Source organism: Pseudomonas japonica, assembly GCF_900188455.1.
In the GTDB taxonomy this organism is placed as follows: domain Bacteria; phylum Pseudomonadota; class Gammaproteobacteria; order Pseudomonadales; family Pseudomonadaceae; genus Aquipseudomonas; species Aquipseudomonas japonica.
The window spans coordinates 100,740-115,730 of the sequence record NZ_FZOL01000011.1; the positions used below are offsets into that span (position 1 = coordinate 100,740).

The window sequence follows — 14,991 nt, forward strand, 5'->3', positions numbered from 1 at the left end:
ATGACCGACTTCAGCACCCTCGAACTGATCAAGGATCCGCGCGGCTTCGCCACCTTGTGGCTGAGCCGCGCGGACAAGAACAACGCGTTCAACGCGCAGATGATCCGCGAACTGATTGCCGCCATCGATGAACTGGCCACCGACGCCAGCCTGCGCTTCGTCGTCCTGCGCGGTCGCGGCCGGCACTTCAGCGCCGGCGCCGACCTGGCCTGGATGCAGCAGAGCGCGGCGCTGGACTACCAGAGCAACCTCGACGACGCCCGCGAACTGGCCGAACTGATGTACAACCTCGCCCGCCTCAAGCTGCCGACGCTGGCGGTGGTCCAGGGCGCGGCCTTCGGTGGCGCCCTGGGTCTGGTCAGCTGCTGCGACATGGCCATCGGCGCCGACGATGCACAACTGTGCCTGTCGGAAGTGCGCATCGGCCTGGCCCCGGCGGTGATCAGCCCGTTCGTGGTCCAGGCCATGGGCGAGCGCGCCGCGCGCCGCTATGCCCTGACCGCCGAGCGCTTCAGCGGCACCCGGGCGCGCGAGCTGGGCCTGCTCTCGGAAAGCTACCCGGCGGCGGAACTGGAAGAACGCCTCGAAGACTGGATCGCCAACCTGCTGCTGAACAGCCCGCAGGCCATGCGTGCCAGCAAGGAACTGCTGCGCGAAGTCGGCCCGGGTGAACTGACCCCGGCCTTGCGTCGCTACTGCGAGAACGCCATCGCCCGGATCCGCGTCAGTGCGGAGGGCCAGGAGGGCCTGCGCGCCTTCCTGGAAAAACGTCCACCGGCCTGGCACGCCGCACCATCCGCCAAGGAGCCCCGCCCATGAGCCGTCCCGAGCTGACCACCCTGCTGGTCGCCAACCGTGGCGAGATCGCCTGTCGGGTGATGCGCACCGCCAAATCCCTCGGCCTGACCACCGTTGCCGTGCACAGCGCGGTCGACCGTGAAGCGCGGCACAGCCGCGAAGCCGATATCCGTGTCGACCTCGGCGGCGCCAAGCCGGCGGAGAGCTACCTGGTCATCGACAAGCTGATCGCCGCGGCGAAAGCCAGCGGCGCCCAGGCGATCCATCCCGGCTACGGCTTCCTCTCGGAGAACGCCGGCTTCGCCCGCGCCATCGAAGCGGCCGGGCTGATCTTCCTCGGCCCTCCGGCCAGCGCCATCGACGCCATGGGCAGCAAGTCGGCGGCCAAGGCCCTGATGGAAACCGCCGGCGTGCCGCTGGTGCCCGGCTACCACGGCGAGGCCCAGGACCTGGAAACCTTCCGCGCCGCCGCCGAGAAGATCGGCTACCCGGTGCTGCTCAAGGCCACCGCTGGCGGTGGCGGCAAGGGCATGAAGGTGGTCGAGCAGGAAAGCCAGCTGGCCGAAGCCCTGGCCTCGGCGCAGCGTGAAGCGCAATCGTCGTTCGGCGATGCGCGGATGCTGGTGGAGAAATACGTGCTCAAGCCGCGCCACGTGGAGATCCAGGTGTTCGCCGACCAGCACGGCAACTGCCTGTACCTCAACGAACGCGACTGCTCGATCCAGCGCCGTCACCAGAAAGTGGTGGAAGAAGCCCCGGCCCCGGGCCTCGGCGTCGAACTGCGCCGGGCCATGGGTGAAGCCGCGGTGCGCGCCGCGCAGGCCATCGGCTACGTCGGTGCCGGTACCGTGGAGTTCCTGCTGGACGCCCGCGGCGAGTTCTTCTTCATGGAGATGAACACCCGCCTGCAGGTGGAGCACCCGGTCACCGAGGCCATCACCGGCCTCGACCTGGTGGCCTGGCAGATCCGCGTGGCCCGTGGCGAAGCGCTGCCGATCACCCAGGAGCAGGTACCGCTCAATGGCCACGCCATCGAGGTACGCCTGTACGCCGAGGATCCGGCCAATGACTTCCTGCCGGCCACCGGCAGGCTGGCGCTGTACCGCGAAAGCGCGGCCGGCGACGGACGTCGGGTGGACAGCGGGGTCGCCGAGGGCGACGACGTCTCGCCCTTCTACGACCCGATGCTGGGCAAGCTGATCGCCTGGGGCGAAGACCGCGAACAGGCTCGTCTGCGCCTGCTGGCCATGCTCGACGAGTTCGCCATCGGTGGGGTGAAGAGCAACATCGCCTTCCTGCGCCGGATCCTCGCGCACCCGGCCTTCGCCGCCGCGGAGCTGGATACCGGTTTCATCCCGCGTTACCACGACGACCTGCTGCCGGCGCCACGCGCCCTGCCCGCCGAGTTCTGGCAGGCGGCGGCGCAGGCCTGGGTGCAAGGCCTGCCGGCAACCCGGCGCCAGGACGACGCGCACTCGCCCTGGGCTTCGCGCCAGGGCTTCCGCGCCGGCATGGCCGCGCATGTCAGCCTGCACCTGAGCTGCAATGGCGAACAGCAGGCGCTGGGTCTGGATCGCACGGCGGCTTCGCGCTTCATCCTCGGCGGCGAGCAGCTGCGCGTGGATGACGGCGGCCTGCGCCGCCAGCACCTGGCGATCCGTCGCGGCGACACCCTGTACCTGCGCTGGGACGGCGAACTGCAGGCGATCACAGCCTACGACCCGATCGCCGAGGCCGAAGCCAGCCACGGCCATCAGGGCGGTCTCACCGCACCGATGAACGGCAGCATCGTACGGGTGCTGGTGGAGCCGGGTCAGGTGGTGGAAGCCGGCACTCAACTGGTGGTGCTGGAAGCCATGAAGATGGAACACAGCATCCGCGCCCCGCATGCCGGGACCGTGACCGCGCTGTATTGCCAGGAAGGCGAGATGGTCAGTGAAGGCAGCGTGCTGGTAGCGCTGGAGGAAGACGCGAAGTGAGGTGCCGGGCACCCCGAACGTAGTGGGTAAATGAAAACGGCGCCTTGCAGGCGCCGTTTTTCGTTTCAGGGCATCAGAAGCGGATGCCGGCCTGAATCGCCACACCCAGCAATTCACAATCCTCACCACACAGCATGATCGGATAACTCGGATTCAGCGGCTTGAGGAAACGCTGGCCGCCCTCCACCACCAACTGGCGCAACAGCCCCTGCGCATTGCCCGGCACCCGGGCGATCACCAGCCGCCCCACCTCGACCTCGACACCGGTGTCCACCAGCACCAGCATCCCCGCGCAAATGCTGAGGCCGGTCGGCGCGGTCATTGCATCGCCTTCGACACGCAGCCAGAACGCCGAGCCCAGTGCCTTGTAGTCGGTGATCTGGTCCGCGCCAGGTGTCTCGGGCTCTTCGCTGATGGCCGCCAGGCGCTGCCAGTCCGACAGCGGATAGCGAAAGGTGGTGGGCAACCCGTAGTTGGCCGGTTCCTCGGCCAGCATGGATGTGGCGTTCATCTGCATGTGGGGCAGTTCGAGCGCGACCAGGATCTGGTTCATGCGGTTGAGCTTGAGCTGGCGTTCGCCACGCAGCCACAGGCCCACGGCCCCCTGGGTGACGCCTACCCGCTCGGCCAGTTTCTCTTGCGTGAGCTTGAGCTCACGCATCCGTTCTTTGATGAGTACGATCCATTTTTCCATCGCAGGCACGATACGGACTGCCCATCATCGCTCAATACATAAATTGTAGTATTTAAAATACGGATAAAAATACACTGGGTACTATATTTCCCCGGGTATTCACTTCACTCCTTCAAGGAAGACCGTTTATGAGCGCGCCCACCTTCAGCCAACTGGACAACGATGCCGCCCGCCGTGCCCTGGACTACTACTTCAACCCCGCGCCCGAGGCCTCGCCGGCGCAGCAGGACATGCAACTGGTGGTCGCCCGCCCCGGGCTGTCCACGGAAGCGGCCTTCGAGCAGGCCACCTGGCTGCTGCGCCGCGCCTCCTGCACCGCCTGGGAAGGCGCTCAGCAGCTGCGTGACAAGGCCCAGGACCAGACGCTGCTGATCATGCACCTGATCAATCTGGCCCGCGCGCTGATCGAGCACAGCCAGGGGCAGACGGCCGGTGAGCCGGAGGATCCGCTTGAGGAATGACGCAGGGAGGGGCTAAAGGGAGGAATTACAAAGCCGGAAAGGCCCGAAATAGCGGGGTTCCAGGTACGACGAGGAAGAATTTTCGTAAAATTACCGAAAATTCATTTGACTTGAAAATGAGAACGATTATTATTGGACGCAACTGGTCGCGAGACTGGTTGGATAACCTGGAGCCCTTAGGTCGGACTCTCAGATTATCTCCTCATCAGGCTAATCACGGTTTTTGACCCGGCTTTTTGCCGGGTCTTTTTTTTTGGCTCTTCAGGCTAATGAAGGCGGTGTGTTACTTAATGTGGCGATGATAGCAAAGGACTATCGCTGCTGTAACCCCGTAACAAAGCTTTGCTGAAATTAGCACTTGAGAATCAATCTCGTTACGATTAAGCTCAGCAACGCATCAGGGAAGATGCCCCCTACCCCCGCCTCCGTTTCCCCGCAAGGAGCTGGAACCATGACCCGTCTGCTGCTACCTCTGGATCACCACGCCGATAGCGCCGACTGCGCGGAAGCAATCCTGCTGCAACGCCTCAAGAAGCTGCCACGCCGGGTACAGCAGGTGTTCCTGCTGAACCGCCTCGATCAACTTTCCTACGCCGCCATCGCCCAGCGCCTGGACCTGCCCGACAGCAACGTCGAGCGCCATATGAACCAGGTCCTGCAATGCACCCTGCCCGTGCCCGACGCCGTCGCCCGTGCCGCCGGCCAGTGGTACGTGCGCCTGCAAAGCCCGCAGGTCACCGCCAGCGAACGCATCGACTTCCGCCGCTGGCTGGACTCGGCGCCGGAACATCTGGCGGCCTTCCATGCCACCGAACTGCGCTGGCGCACCCTGCTCGTGCCGGCGCGCCAGTTGGGCGAAAGCCGCTGGTACCGGCAAGGCCGCGCGGCGTTCTCGCTGGGGGGCTGCAGCGTGGCCATGGGACTGGGTCTGGCGGCATTGCTGGTACTGGGTTTCTGGTAACCCGCCAGGTTGTGTAGAGTGACCGGCTACAAGAACTCTGCACAGGAACCTGGCAATGACTGCATTGAGCATCGACTGCGACTTCGACTCCGGCAATATCCTGGTCCGGGATGCCAGCCATCCCGCGCAGGTTCGCCTGGCGATCCGTAACGACACCTGCAGCGGGCATTTCCAGTGGTTCCACTTCAAGGCCAGTGGCCTGACCCCGGGACAGACCCACGCCTTCGTCCTGGAGAACGCTGGCGAATCCTCCTACAACAAGGCCTGGGACGGCTATCAGGCGGTCGCTTCCTACGACCAGCAGAACTGGTTCCGCGTCCCCTCGCATTTCGACGGCAAGGCCCTGCACTTCAGCCTCCAGGTGCGTGAAACGCAGGCCTGGTTCGCCTACTTCGAACCCTATTCCCGCGCCCGCCACAACCAGTTGATCGAACGTGCCCGCCAACTGCCCGGGGTCAGCCTGCTGGCCACCGGGCGCAGCGTCGAGGGCCGCGACATTCCCCTGCTGCGGGTCGGCGATGGTGCCCCGGGCAAGCGCAAGGTGTGGATCATCGCCCAGCAGCACCCGGGCGAGCACATGGCCGAGTGGTTCATGGAAGGCGTGATCGACCGCGTCGAACAGAACGACGCCACCCTCCAGCGCCTGCTGGCCGCCGCCGACCTGTACCTGATCGCCAACATGAACCCTGACGGCGCCTTCCGCGGCCACCTGCGCACCAATGCCCGCGGCCACGACCTCAATCGCGCCTGGCAGAACGCCAGTGCCGATCAGACCCCGGAGGTGCTGTTCGCCCAGCAGCAGATGAAGCTGTACGGCGTCGACCTGTTCCTCGATGCCCACGGCGACGAGGAGATTCCCCATGTGTTCACCGCCGCCTGCGAGGGCAACCCCGGCTACACCCCGCGCATCGCGGCCCTGGAAGAACGCTTCCGCACGACCCTGTGCGGCCTCACCCGCGACTTCCAGGACGTCCACGGCTACCCGCGCAATGCCCCTGGCGAGGCCAACCTGACCCTGGCCTGCAATGCTGTCGGCCAGGCCCATGACTGCCTGTCGCTGACCCTGGAAATGCCGTTCAAGGACCACGACGATGCCCCTGACGCGGTCACCGGCTGGTCCGGCAAGCGCTCGAAGGCCCTGGCCTCGTCGGTGCTGGATGCCATTGGGCAGATGGTTCACGAATTGCGCTGACTCGATCAGGTACCGCGTTCGTAATTGGATGGACTCGCCCCGTAGGAGCGTGGCTCGCCCGCGAAAGGACCGCGTCAGCGGTCCCAGACATCACCGCTATCGGGACCGCTGACGCGGTCCTTTCGCAGGCAAGCCAGCTCCTACAGATCTTTCGCGGGCAAGCCGCGCTCCTACGAAAGCAGCCCCCACAAGCCCTCAGAACGCCACATCAAGAATCACACTGTCCTGATACGCACCAGCCGGCGGCGTGCCCTGGTCGGTGTAGACCCTGGCGTTGTAGTTGAACACCTGGCTCCCGCTACCGGTGCCATTGCCCGGGTTGATGTCGGCATCGCTGCTGGCGCGCCGGGCGCTGGTCACCGAGCCCCAGCGCACGCTGCCGGCGCTCTTGAAGATGTCGTAGGCCAGGTAGTTGCTGGCCGTGCTCGACTTCATCCGCCGCCGCCCGCCCGAGACGTACAACCCGTCGTTCAAGCCCACCGTGTAGGCACTGCCCTTGGTGCAGGACAGGCTGACGCTCTGGCTCACCGTGGAGAAGCCGCTGACCACCGGCGCGGTACCGAAGTTGATGATCGGTGTGGTGATCTGGCAGTCGGCAGTCACCGTCAGGCTGACACTCATGCTGGTGGTCCCGCTGCTGATCTGCCGCCCCAGGCACAGGCCACCGACACCGATGCCGTAGCAATAGTCCCAGTTCCAGAACACGGTGAAGTTTTCCGTGTAGGTGCCAGCGGCGACGTTGCTCCCGGTCAGGGTCTTCAGATACAGCGGCACGGTGCTGGGCACGATGCTGCCGAGCAGGCCCAGGGCTTCGAGAATGCCATGCCGGGCAAAATCGAAGGGCTGGCCACGGGTGATCGGGTAGGCCGTGGTGTTGTCCGCATAGAGGGTGTACTGGATCACGTCACCGGTCGGGCCGACCATGCCGGTGGTGCCGCCCTGCGGCGTCAGGGTCAGCTTGAAGAAGTCGTCCGAACGCAACAGGCTGACCAGCGTTCCGCTGCAGCGCAGCCCGGCGTTGGTCGTCGAGGTGGACTGCTGCGCGGTATTGACCAGCGTCGACGCAACACTGCCGAAGGCCGCATTGGTCGCCTGCACCACCGCGCACTGCGCCCGTGCCTGCGCCGCCAGCAGGCACAGGAGCAGCAGCGTCAGGCAGCGCCTCATCGGCACACCAGCGGGCCGATCAGCGGCACGTCGTCCTGCCCGCTTTCAAGGGTGAACTGCGCCTGGCAGGTGCCGCCCCCGGCCAACTGCACCAACAGCGTGTTCTGCTCGGCCAGGTTGTCCAGGTAGACCAGCCCGTCCCAGCCCACCACCGCCAGCGAACCGCTCTGCTGGTGGGTGACCTGGCTGCCCAGGGGCAGGTCGCGGTGATTGCCATCCACCAGCTCGACGCTGGCCGCCAGCACCCGGTTCAGCGGGAAGTTCAGCAGGTAGCCGGCGCCACGGCGCACCGCCACGCGCTGCTCGACATCCTCGGCGCGGACGTTGGCCGGCAGTTCCAGCGGGTCGATCTCGTACTTGCCGCGGTAGTAGGCGCTGCTCCACGGCACCAGCAACTGGCCCTTGCCGTTGGTGCGCCCCACGGTCTGGTTCTCGTAGCGCACCGGGATGTCGGCGAAACCGTTGGTGCTGACCACGACGAAAGCGTCGTCGATGCGGTTGGCGGCGAACAGCCCATTGTCCATCCACACCACCGAGCCGCTGGCGTCGGCCCAGCGCGTCATGCCGTCGCTGGTGCCGTAGGTGCCGGCCTGCAACTGCACCGACTGCAGGCGCCAGGTCAGGTCGGCCTGGCGGTAGGCCTGCTGGTCGCCGCCGGCATAGCCGATATTGAAACCGACCCCACCGGCGCTGGGTACGCCACGGCTGTAGTTGACCCGCTGCACGTTCTCGCCGCTCTGGTTGCGCTCCGCGCTGAAACTGAGGGTGCCGTACAGGTCGAAGGGAATCACCAGTTGCGCCTGGGTCGCCCACTGCCCGCCACCCACCTCGCGGTTGGCCGACAGGTACAGGCTGGCGCTGCCCCACAGCGACTTGCTCCAGCTCAGGTTGACCAGCCGCGTGCGCGAACTGTCGGCGGCGCGCACATCGAAATAGCCGGCACCGAGGCTGCCGTAGCGGTCCAGGTTGAGGCTCAGGGTGACCTGCTCGCTGCGCTGGCTGAGGCGGCTGTAGGGGCTGTCCAGCAGCGAGGCGTCGGCGTAGTCGCCGAAGCGTTCCAGGCGCTGGTAGCTGAAACCGATGCGCTGGCTGTTGTACTGGTAACCGAGGCTCAGCTGCCGGCCGCCGCGGCTTTCGAAGGTGCTGTGGCTGACCGCCGCGTTGACCACCCCGAAGTTGCCCAGCAGCAGGTTGCCGCCGAGCCCGCCGAGCACCAGGGACTCGCCCGCCTCGGCATGGCTTTCCAGGGTGAAGCTGTCGCTCACGCCATAGCGCAGGCTGGCCGAGGTCAGCGCCGAGCCATAGGAGAAATCGCTGATGCCGTAGTTGCGCCGCAGCTTGCCGGCGGCCACCGAGAAGTCGCTCAAGCCTTTCTGCAACAGGGTGCTGGTGACATAGAACGGCAAGGTGGTGGACACCTGGCGGCCAAGGGCATCGGTGGTCACCACCACCGCCTCGCCGGCACCGTTGATGTACGGCACGTTGGTCAGGGTGTAGGGGCCGGGCTGCAGGTCGGCGCTGGCACTCTTGTAGCCGTTGATGAACAGGTCCAGCGACGACGGCACCGCCGCCTCCCCGGCGAACGCCGGCAAGGGATAGGTGACCAGGTCCGGGCGCACCGAGAAATCCCGCGACAGCTGCACCCCGCCCAGGCGCACCGAACTGCTCCAGGGCAGCGAGCCGCTGACCACGTCGCCGGCTTCGAAGGTCAGCAGGCGTTCCTCGTCGGTGTAGCGGAAGGTGCTGTCGTAGCGCAGGAAGCCGCGCCGGCTGTCGTCGAAGCGCTCGCCGCTGATCTGCTCACGCCATTGCCCGGTGGTGGAGAACGTGCCCCAGCTGTCGAACAGACGAAATTCGTTCCACGCCGACAGGCTGGTGCCGACGTCATCGGTGTCGTTGAGGTACAGGTCGTAGTTGAACAGCGCGCCGAAGCTGCTGCGGGCCTCGCTGCGCGGGTACAGCGAACGCCCGCCGATCCGCTGGTTCGGCAGCCAGCCCAGCGGCACCTCAAGGAGCAGGCGCTGGGCCTGGCTGTCGTAGTCGCTGTGCAGCCCGGCGATGCTGTCCAGGGCCACCTCGTCCGGCACCGCCCCGGGAAACTCGATGCCGGCGGCGCGCAGGTCGCTGGCGGCCACGTACAGGTGGCCGGAGCGCTGCTGCACGGGCACCACGTTACCGCTGTTCATCTGGTTGACCACCAGTTCCAGATACAACTGCGCATCGCTGATCGCCTCCTGACCGCTGGGTGGCGGCGGTAGTTCGCCAGCCAGCAACGGCACCACCGCGATGACCGTCATGCCACTCGCCAGCGCCAGACGACGGGTACTGGCCAGAAATCCCTTCACTCACTGTTCCCACCCTTGACGGGGCTGCTCCGGCCCCTGGTCCCTGACCTATCCGCTCACTTCACTGCCCCTGACCGATGGTCTGAGCGGTTTCGCCGCCATTCACGCGGCCCTGCAGCACGGTCGCCGCCGACGCCTGCAAGGGTGCCGGCCAGCGCATGCTGGCGCCGGGCAGCACGTAGCCGAGCAGGCCTTGCACCACCGGGCGACGCTGCCCGCCCTGGTGCATGACCACGTCGGTCAGGCGCGCATGCACCGGGCCGCTGTTGCGAATCTCGACGAACGGCTGGCCCTGCACCGAGACCTGGCGCCAGCTCAACTGCGGCTTGCCGACCCCGGCGCTGTCGCGCTGGCCTTGCGGGTCGGGCTTGCCCCACAGGCCCTCGCCATAGACGAACAGCGGCACCGAATAGCGCATCTGGAAACGGATCGCCGCCTGCGCCTTGCCGCTGTCCTGGCTAGGCGGTACGGCTGGCGGGATCTCGTCGATGATGATGCGGTAGGCCTGTTCCTGGCCGACCGGCGAAGCGCCGGTACGGGTCAGGCGGATGAGCTGCTTCTGTCCCGGCGCGATCTTCGCCAGCGGCGGGCTGCCGATGATCTCGCGCTGGTTCTGGTACTGGTCGTCGAATTCGCCCTGACGCCAGGCGAAGATGCGGATCTGCAGGTTGGCCACTTCGCTGCCGCGGTTTTCCAGCCACAACGCGCCGGCCTTCTGCTCGGCCTCGATCACCGGATCGATCGGCCAGATCAGTACCGAGGTCGCGGCCTGCGCCATGCCTCCCCACAACGCCAGAAGCAGCGCCAAGCGCACGATCCCCGAGCTGCGACGCCGAGCGTCCATTGCCATGCCAGCCTCCTTTGATGTTCTTGTCAGCCCGGCAGGTTCGCTTACCAGGTCAGTGTCACTTGCAGCACATCGGTGTAGGTCCCCGCCGGCAGCGCCCCGCTCAACTGCGCGCGGGCATAGATCGGCAGCTTGATCGCGGTCGGGTCGCTGTAGCTGACCGCCACGCTCTGGTCGATGCCCAGCGCCTGGCTGAAGGCGGCATCGCGAAACAACTGGTAGACCTGCAGGTTGCCGCCGGTGCCGCGCTTGAGGTTGCGGCTGCCGTTATTGTTCTGCCCGCCGTCGACCGCCATGTTCAGGGCCGTGCCCGGCGTGCACTGCAGCGTCACCGTGGTGCCGCCGAGCGCGGTGGTGGCGGCGGCGGTGGACAGCGCCGAATAGCTGCCGAAGTCCAGGTTGCCGTAGTTGCTCACGCCGCCCACCACCAGGCAGCCGGCCTGGATCGTCGCATTGACCAGAAAAGTGCTGCTGGTGGCGGCATCCAGCGTTGCCGGCACGACTGCCGCGACCAGCGTCAGGCCCAGTGCCAGACGCCCGTGCATGGCTCAGAAGCTCAGCTCGACCGCCACCGTGTCGCTGTAGGTGCCCGGAGGCAGTCCGGCCTTGCCCACCGCCTTGCCGTACAGGTTGACGGTCTGCGCCGCGCCGCTGCTGGTGGGCAGGGTGATGGTGCCGTTGATCGGCAGCAGCGTGCCGAACCCGGCGTCGGTGTAGAAGTCGTAGGGCACGAAGTTGCCGGAACCGTCGGCCAGCGCCCGGGTACCGCCGCTGGACAAGCCGTCATGGGTACCGACGCCGACCTTGATCACCGGAATCGCGCCATTGGAGCAGAGAATGCTCATGGCACCGCCGCCCCCCGCCAGCACCTGGGCACCGGCCTCGGTGAACAGCGCGGTCTGGGTACCGAAGTTCAGCGCACCGAAGTTGACCCCGGTGGTCGCCGTGGAGCCATTCACCTGGCAACTGGAGATCAGCACCAGCGAGGCGTTGATATTGCCGGTGACGCTCGCCGCCTGGGCCTGAGCGGCGAAGACCAGGGCAGCGCCAGCGAAGAGGAAACGGTAAAGGTTGGGTTGCATGGTTCACTCCTTTGACTGTCACCAGTCCAGCGTCACCGTCAGGGTGTCGCGATAAACGCCCGCGGGCAGGGCTTTGGGGTTGGCTACGACGACGCCGTAGATGGGAATCGGAATCTGCGCCGCACTGCTCACCGAGAAGCTCAGTTGCTGGCCGATGCCGTAGTTCGAGCGACCGGCCGGGTCGGTGGAGAGCTGATAGGGAATGAGCACGCCGCCATTGCTCAGGCGGCGCGTCGCGCCATCGGCGTTGGTGCCGCCATTGATGGTCACGTTGAAGGCACGCACCGCCGGGTTGCAGCTGACCTGCAGGTTGCCGCTGCGGCTGGCATTGTCGAGGGCGGCACGCAGCGGGTTGTCCCACATCGGCCCCTGCGCGCCGAAATCCAGTACACCGCCGGCGGGCGCCTGCGGCGTCGGATCGTTGCTGACCTGGCAGGCGGAGGTGATCACCAGCCGCGCCTGGATATGACCGCTCATTGCGCCCTGGGCGCTGGTGCTGAGCAGGAGCGGTCCCAGGCTCAGCAGAAGAATGCGGGCTGTGTGCATGCTGCTCGCTCCCTAAGCAGTACCCTCGACCGTCACCAGGTGACGGTCACTTTCAGTAAATCCGAATAGCGTCCCGTCCGTGGAAGCTCGGTTTGTGTGTCGATACGCGCGTACAAGGGCAGCTCCACCGAGCCGCTGTCCGGCACCCGGCCCTGCTGGGCGATATTCACCGCCAGCGGCACACGCCAGGCGGGATCGCGGAACAGCCGGTAGGGAATGGGCCTGGCACGGGGATCGGCGGAGACCAGATAGCGCACCTCGCCGGTGCCGCCGTGCAGGCCGCCGTCGACCTCGACCTGGTAGGCGGTATCCGGATTGCACTCCAGCCGTGGCGGGCGCTGCACCAGCAACTGGCTGGTCAAGGGCCCGGCGGGATCGTCCAGGCGCGGGCCGTGGCCAAAATCCAGGATGCCGAGGGCCTCGCCAGAAGCACTGCGGGTTTCATGAATCAGCAGGCAGCCGCGCTGCACGTCGATGCGCACTTCGACGAGAAAATCCGTGGCCGCCACGCTTTGCGCCGTACACAGTCCGACCAGCGCCAGCAGTGATCGTCCCTTCACCTTCCCTCCCTGTCCTTGCAGGAGTGATCTGAAATTGAGGGTAGCAGCCGAGGAAAATGCTGCCAGCAGATTAAGAAATGTACAGTTCTTGTATAGGAATCATCCGGCGATCGACGTCATCCGGCTGGCGACCTTTTTCACTATCTGGTTAATATTGCCGCCGCCCATCACCTCCCCCTCGCCGAGGAACCCCGCTTTGCCTGCCTGGATCCGCTCACCCCTGCGCACCCTTCGCCAGCGCCTGACCTCCCGCGCCGTGCCCGAGCACGCCGCGGGCAGCGCAATCCGGCGCTTCTTCGCCGACAAGGCGCGCGAGCAGGGCTACACCCTGAGCCAGGGTCAGCAAGGCGTGATCGCGGCGATGGCGGAACAGGCCACGCGGCTCGCCAGCGGCCAGGCGCGCAGCCTGTACCTGCATGGCCAGGTCGGGCGCGGCAAGAGCTGGCTGCTCGACGGTTTCTACAGCGCCCTCGGCGATGTGCCCAGGCGCCGCCTGCATTTCCACGATTTCTTCGCCCGCCTGCACCAGGGCATGTTCGAACACCGCCACCAGGACGATGCCCTGGCGCTGAGCCTCGACCATCTGCTCGGCGATTGCCGGGTGCTGTGCTTCGACGAGTTCCATGTCCACGATATCGGCGATGCCATGCTGCTCACGCGCCTGTACCAGGCGCTGTTCGCCCGCGGCATCTTCGTCCTGGTGACCTCCAACTACCCGCCCGCGGGGCTGCTGCCCAACCCGCTGTATCACCAGCGTTTCGAGCCGGTGATCCGCTTGATCGAAGCCCGCATGCAGGTCCTCGAAGTGGGCGGCGAGCAGGACTATCGCGCCCTCCCCGACGCGGGCCGGCAGCAGCGCTTCAGCCAGGGGCACTACGTCTGGCCCGGCACCGCGCAGCAGTTGGACTCGCTCGGTTTCGCCGAGCCTGCGCAGGCGGTGGTGCTGGAGGTGAACAAACGTCGGCTGCACGCGCGGGTGCGTGATGAACGCAGCGTGGTCTTCGATTTCGCCGGCCTCTGCGAACAGGCCACGGCGGTGATCGACTACCTGGAACTGATCCAGCGCTTCGAACACTGGACCATCGAGGGCCTGCCGGACCTGGAGGACTGCAGCATCGCCGCCCAGCAGCGCTTCATCAACCTGGTGGACGTGCTGTATGACCGCGACCGGCCGTTGCTGCTGATCGGCGCGCGGCCACTGGCCGAGAGCCTGGGAGGCAGCGTGGCGGACCTGGCGCGGACCCGCAGTCGCCTGGGCCAGTTGCGGCAGATCGGACCGCCGCCGAGCACCGTGATCAGTTGACCGCTTCGACCCGGTCCGCCAGGCCCTTGGCCCGCTCCAGCCCGTCACCCCGCACCGCCACCCGCAGGCGCCCCAGCGCGCGACCCTGAATCCGCTCCACCCCGCCCTGCAACAAGCGCACGCCGGGCAGCGCCGCGCTCAATGCCGCCAGGTCCGGTTCCAGTCCATGCTCCCCGGTGTAGTGCAGGTCCAGGACCTGCTCGCCGGCCACATCGAGCGTTTCCTCATGCTGCGAGGGCGCCAGCAGGATCCGGCTGACGGCGTGTCGCGGATCGCCGAAAACCCGCCACACCTCGCCCTGCTCCACCACCCGTCCGCGCTCCAGCACCGCGACGCGGTGGCAGAGATCGCGGATGACTTCCATCTCGTGGGTGATCAGGACGATGGTCAGCCCCAGACGGCGGTTGATATCGCGCAGCAACTGCAGGATCGCCTGGGTGCTTTCCGGGTCCAGCGCCGAAGTGGCCTCGTCACACAGCAGGATCTGCGGCTCCAGGACCAGCGCCCGGGCGATGCCGACCCGCTGTTTCTGTCCGCCGGAGAGTTGCGCGGGGTAAGCGTCGCGGCGCTCGCTCAGGCCCACCAGTTGCAGCAGCGCCTCGACCCGCCGCACCCGCTCCGCCGCCGGCACACCGGCCATGCGCAGGGGCAGTTCGATGTTTTCGGCGACGCTGCGGGTGGCCATCAGGTTGAAGTGCTGGAAGATCATCGCCACCTGGCGCCGCAGGGGGCGCAGTTGCGCGGCATCCAGGTGGGCGATGTCTTCGCCGTTGATCAGCACCTGGCCGGAACTGGGGCTTTCCAGGCGATTGATCAGGCGCAGCAGCGAGGACTTGCCGGCGCCGCTGCGACCGATGATGCCGAAGATCTCGCCGCGCTGGACCTGGAGGTCGATGTCCTCGAGGGCGACCAGATCGCCGTAGCGTTTGCCGATGCCCCGCAGGTGCAGGGGGGTGGCGGTTTGCAGTTCGGGGGTGAAGCGGGTCATGGGTGCATGTTTCCAGATAGATGCAGCCGGTACCGGCCCCATCGCTGCACCGCAGCGATGGGGCCCTG

At 66.6% G+C, this 14,991-nt stretch carries 15 protein-coding genes; 6 read left to right on the forward strand and 9 right to left on the reverse strand.

Translation table 11 applies throughout. From position 1 onward, the window contains the following. On the forward strand, positions 1-819 hold the full coding sequence (locus CHB99_RS15260; protein ID WP_042129135.1) for a gamma-carboxygeranoyl-CoA hydratase: 819 nt from the start codon (positions 1-3) through the stop codon (positions 817-819). After that, positions 816-2,777: an acetyl/propionyl/methylcrotonyl-CoA carboxylase subunit alpha gene (locus CHB99_RS15265; RefSeq protein ID WP_042129134.1), complete on the forward strand. Its 1,962-nt coding sequence runs from the start codon at positions 816-818 to the stop codon at positions 2,775-2,777. Before CHB99_RS15260 ends, CHB99_RS15265 begins: the two co-directional genes overlap by 4 nt. A 73-nt stretch (positions 2,778-2,850) precedes the next feature. On the opposite strand, the gene CHB99_RS15270 is transcribed toward CHB99_RS15265, so the two are convergent. Then, positions 2,851-3,471: a LexA family protein gene (locus CHB99_RS15270; RefSeq protein ID WP_042129131.1), complete on the reverse strand. Its 621-nt coding sequence runs from the start codon at positions 3,469-3,471 to the stop codon at positions 2,851-2,853. Positions 3,472-3,599: 128 nt separating this feature from the next. Here CHB99_RS15270 and CHB99_RS15275 point away from each other — a divergent pair, with 128 nt between their 5' ends. The 3 genes from CHB99_RS15275 (at position 3,600) to CHB99_RS15285 (ending at position 6,085) form a co-directional block, all read left to right on the forward strand. Then, the gene (locus CHB99_RS15275) at positions 3,600-3,932 is read left to right on the forward strand and encodes a hypothetical protein (RefSeq protein ID WP_042129129.1); all 333 of its coding nucleotides are present in this window, start codon (positions 3,600-3,602) and stop codon (positions 3,930-3,932) included. Positions 3,933-4,383: 451 nt separating this feature from the next. After that, positions 4,384-4,893, forward strand: coding sequence for a sigma factor-like helix-turn-helix DNA-binding protein (locus tag CHB99_RS15280; protein ID WP_042129128.1), 510 nt, complete (start codon positions 4,384-4,386; stop codon positions 4,891-4,893). A gap of 55 nt (positions 4,894-4,948) precedes the next feature. Continuing rightward, positions 4,949-6,085 (forward strand): M14 family metallopeptidase, encoded by a 1,137-nt coding sequence (locus tag CHB99_RS15285; protein ID WP_042129126.1) that lies wholly within the window; start codon positions 4,949-4,951, stop codon positions 6,083-6,085. 195 nt (positions 6,086-6,280) lie between these two features. Here the strand turns inward: CHB99_RS15285 and CHB99_RS15290 are convergent, their stop codons facing one another. From CHB99_RS15290 to CHB99_RS15320, 7 genes are all read right to left on the reverse strand, one after another. Further along, positions 6,281-7,252, reverse strand: a complete 972-nt coding sequence (locus tag CHB99_RS15290) for a Csu type fimbrial protein (RefSeq protein WP_042129124.1) — start codon at positions 7,250-7,252, stop codon at positions 6,281-6,283. After that, positions 7,249-9,549 (reverse strand): fimbria/pilus outer membrane usher protein, encoded by a 2,301-nt coding sequence (locus CHB99_RS15295; RefSeq protein ID WP_042129122.1) that lies wholly within the window; start codon positions 9,547-9,549, stop codon positions 7,249-7,251. Before CHB99_RS15295 ends, CHB99_RS15290 begins: the two co-directional genes overlap by 4 nt. Before the next feature lie 109 nt (positions 9,550-9,658). Continuing rightward, positions 9,659-10,441: a fimbrial biogenesis chaperone gene (locus tag CHB99_RS15300; protein ID WP_212555912.1), complete on the reverse strand. Its 783-nt coding sequence runs from the start codon at positions 10,439-10,441 to the stop codon at positions 9,659-9,661. 47 nt (positions 10,442-10,488) lie between these two features. Then, a complete protein-coding gene (locus CHB99_RS15305) occupies positions 10,489-10,989 on the reverse strand; it encodes a Csu type fimbrial protein (protein WP_042129118.1) in 501 nt (166 codons plus the stop codon). A 3-nt stretch (positions 10,990-10,992) separates the two neighbouring features. After that, positions 10,993-11,526 (reverse strand): Csu type fimbrial protein, encoded by a 534-nt coding sequence (locus CHB99_RS15310; RefSeq protein WP_042129116.1) that lies wholly within the window; start codon positions 11,524-11,526, stop codon positions 10,993-10,995. Between the two features lie 18 nt (positions 11,527-11,544). Beyond that, positions 11,545-12,072: a Csu type fimbrial protein gene (locus CHB99_RS15315; protein ID WP_042129114.1), complete on the reverse strand. Its 528-nt coding sequence runs from the start codon at positions 12,070-12,072 to the stop codon at positions 11,545-11,547. A gap of 32 nt (positions 12,073-12,104) precedes the next feature. Next, the gene (locus tag CHB99_RS15320) at positions 12,105-12,632 is read right to left on the reverse strand and encodes a Csu type fimbrial protein (protein ID WP_042129112.1); all 528 of its coding nucleotides are present in this window, start codon (positions 12,630-12,632) and stop codon (positions 12,105-12,107) included. 196 nt (positions 12,633-12,828) lie between these two features. On the opposite strand from CHB99_RS15320, the gene zapE reads away from it, so the two are divergent. Next, on the forward strand, positions 12,829-13,935 hold the full coding sequence (gene zapE / locus CHB99_RS15325; RefSeq protein WP_042129110.1) for a cell division protein ZapE: 1,107 nt from the start codon (positions 12,829-12,831) through the stop codon (positions 13,933-13,935). Here the strand turns inward: zapE and CHB99_RS15330 are convergent. Next, complete coding sequence (locus CHB99_RS15330) at positions 13,928-14,965, reverse strand: methionine ABC transporter ATP-binding protein (protein WP_377697541.1); 1,038 nt, start codon at positions 14,963-14,965, stop codon at positions 13,928-13,930. The genes zapE and CHB99_RS15330 overlap by 8 nt on opposite strands. Between the last annotated feature and the right edge of the window lie 26 nt (positions 14,966-14,991).

Coding starts and splice junctions, on each gene's coding strand:
- CHB99_RS15280 (WP_042129128.1), top strand. CDS start 4,384: ATGACCCGTCTGCTGCTACCTCTGGATCACCACGCCGATAGCGCCGAC.
- CHB99_RS15300 (WP_212555912.1), bottom strand. CDS start 10,441: ATGGACGCTCGGCGTCGCAGCTCGGGGATCGTGCGCTTGGCGCTGCTT.
- CHB99_RS15285 (WP_042129126.1), top strand. CDS start 4,949: ATGACTGCATTGAGCATCGACTGCGACTTCGACTCCGGCAATATCCTG.
- CHB99_RS15330 (WP_377697541.1), bottom strand. CDS start 14,965: ATGGGGCCGGTACCGGCTGCATCTATCTGGAAACATGCACCCATGACC.
- CHB99_RS15265 (WP_042129134.1), top strand. CDS start 816: ATGAGCCGTCCCGAGCTGACCACCCTGCTGGTCGCCAACCGTGGCGAG.
- CHB99_RS15310 (WP_042129116.1), bottom strand. CDS start 11,526: ATGCAACCCAACCTTTACCGTTTCCTCTTCGCTGGCGCTGCCCTGGTC.
- CHB99_RS15295 (WP_042129122.1), bottom strand. CDS start 9,549: ATGACGGTCATCGCGGTGGTGCCGTTGCTGGCTGGCGAACTACCGCCG.
- CHB99_RS15290 (WP_042129124.1), bottom strand. CDS start 7,252: ATGAGGCGCTGCCTGACGCTGCTGCTCCTGTGCCTGCTGGCGGCGCAG.
- CHB99_RS15260 (WP_042129135.1), top strand. CDS start 1: ATGACCGACTTCAGCACCCTCGAACTGATCAAGGATCCGCGCGGCTTC.
- CHB99_RS15270 (WP_042129131.1), bottom strand. CDS start 3,471: ATGGAAAAATGGATCGTACTCATCAAAGAACGGATGCGTGAGCTCAAG.
- CHB99_RS15315 (WP_042129114.1), bottom strand. CDS start 12,072: ATGCACACAGCCCGCATTCTTCTGCTGAGCCTGGGACCGCTCCTGCTC.
- CHB99_RS15305 (WP_042129118.1), bottom strand. CDS start 10,989: ATGCACGGGCGTCTGGCACTGGGCCTGACGCTGGTCGCGGCAGTCGTG.
- CHB99_RS15275 (WP_042129129.1), top strand. CDS start 3,600: ATGAGCGCGCCCACCTTCAGCCAACTGGACAACGATGCCGCCCGCCGT.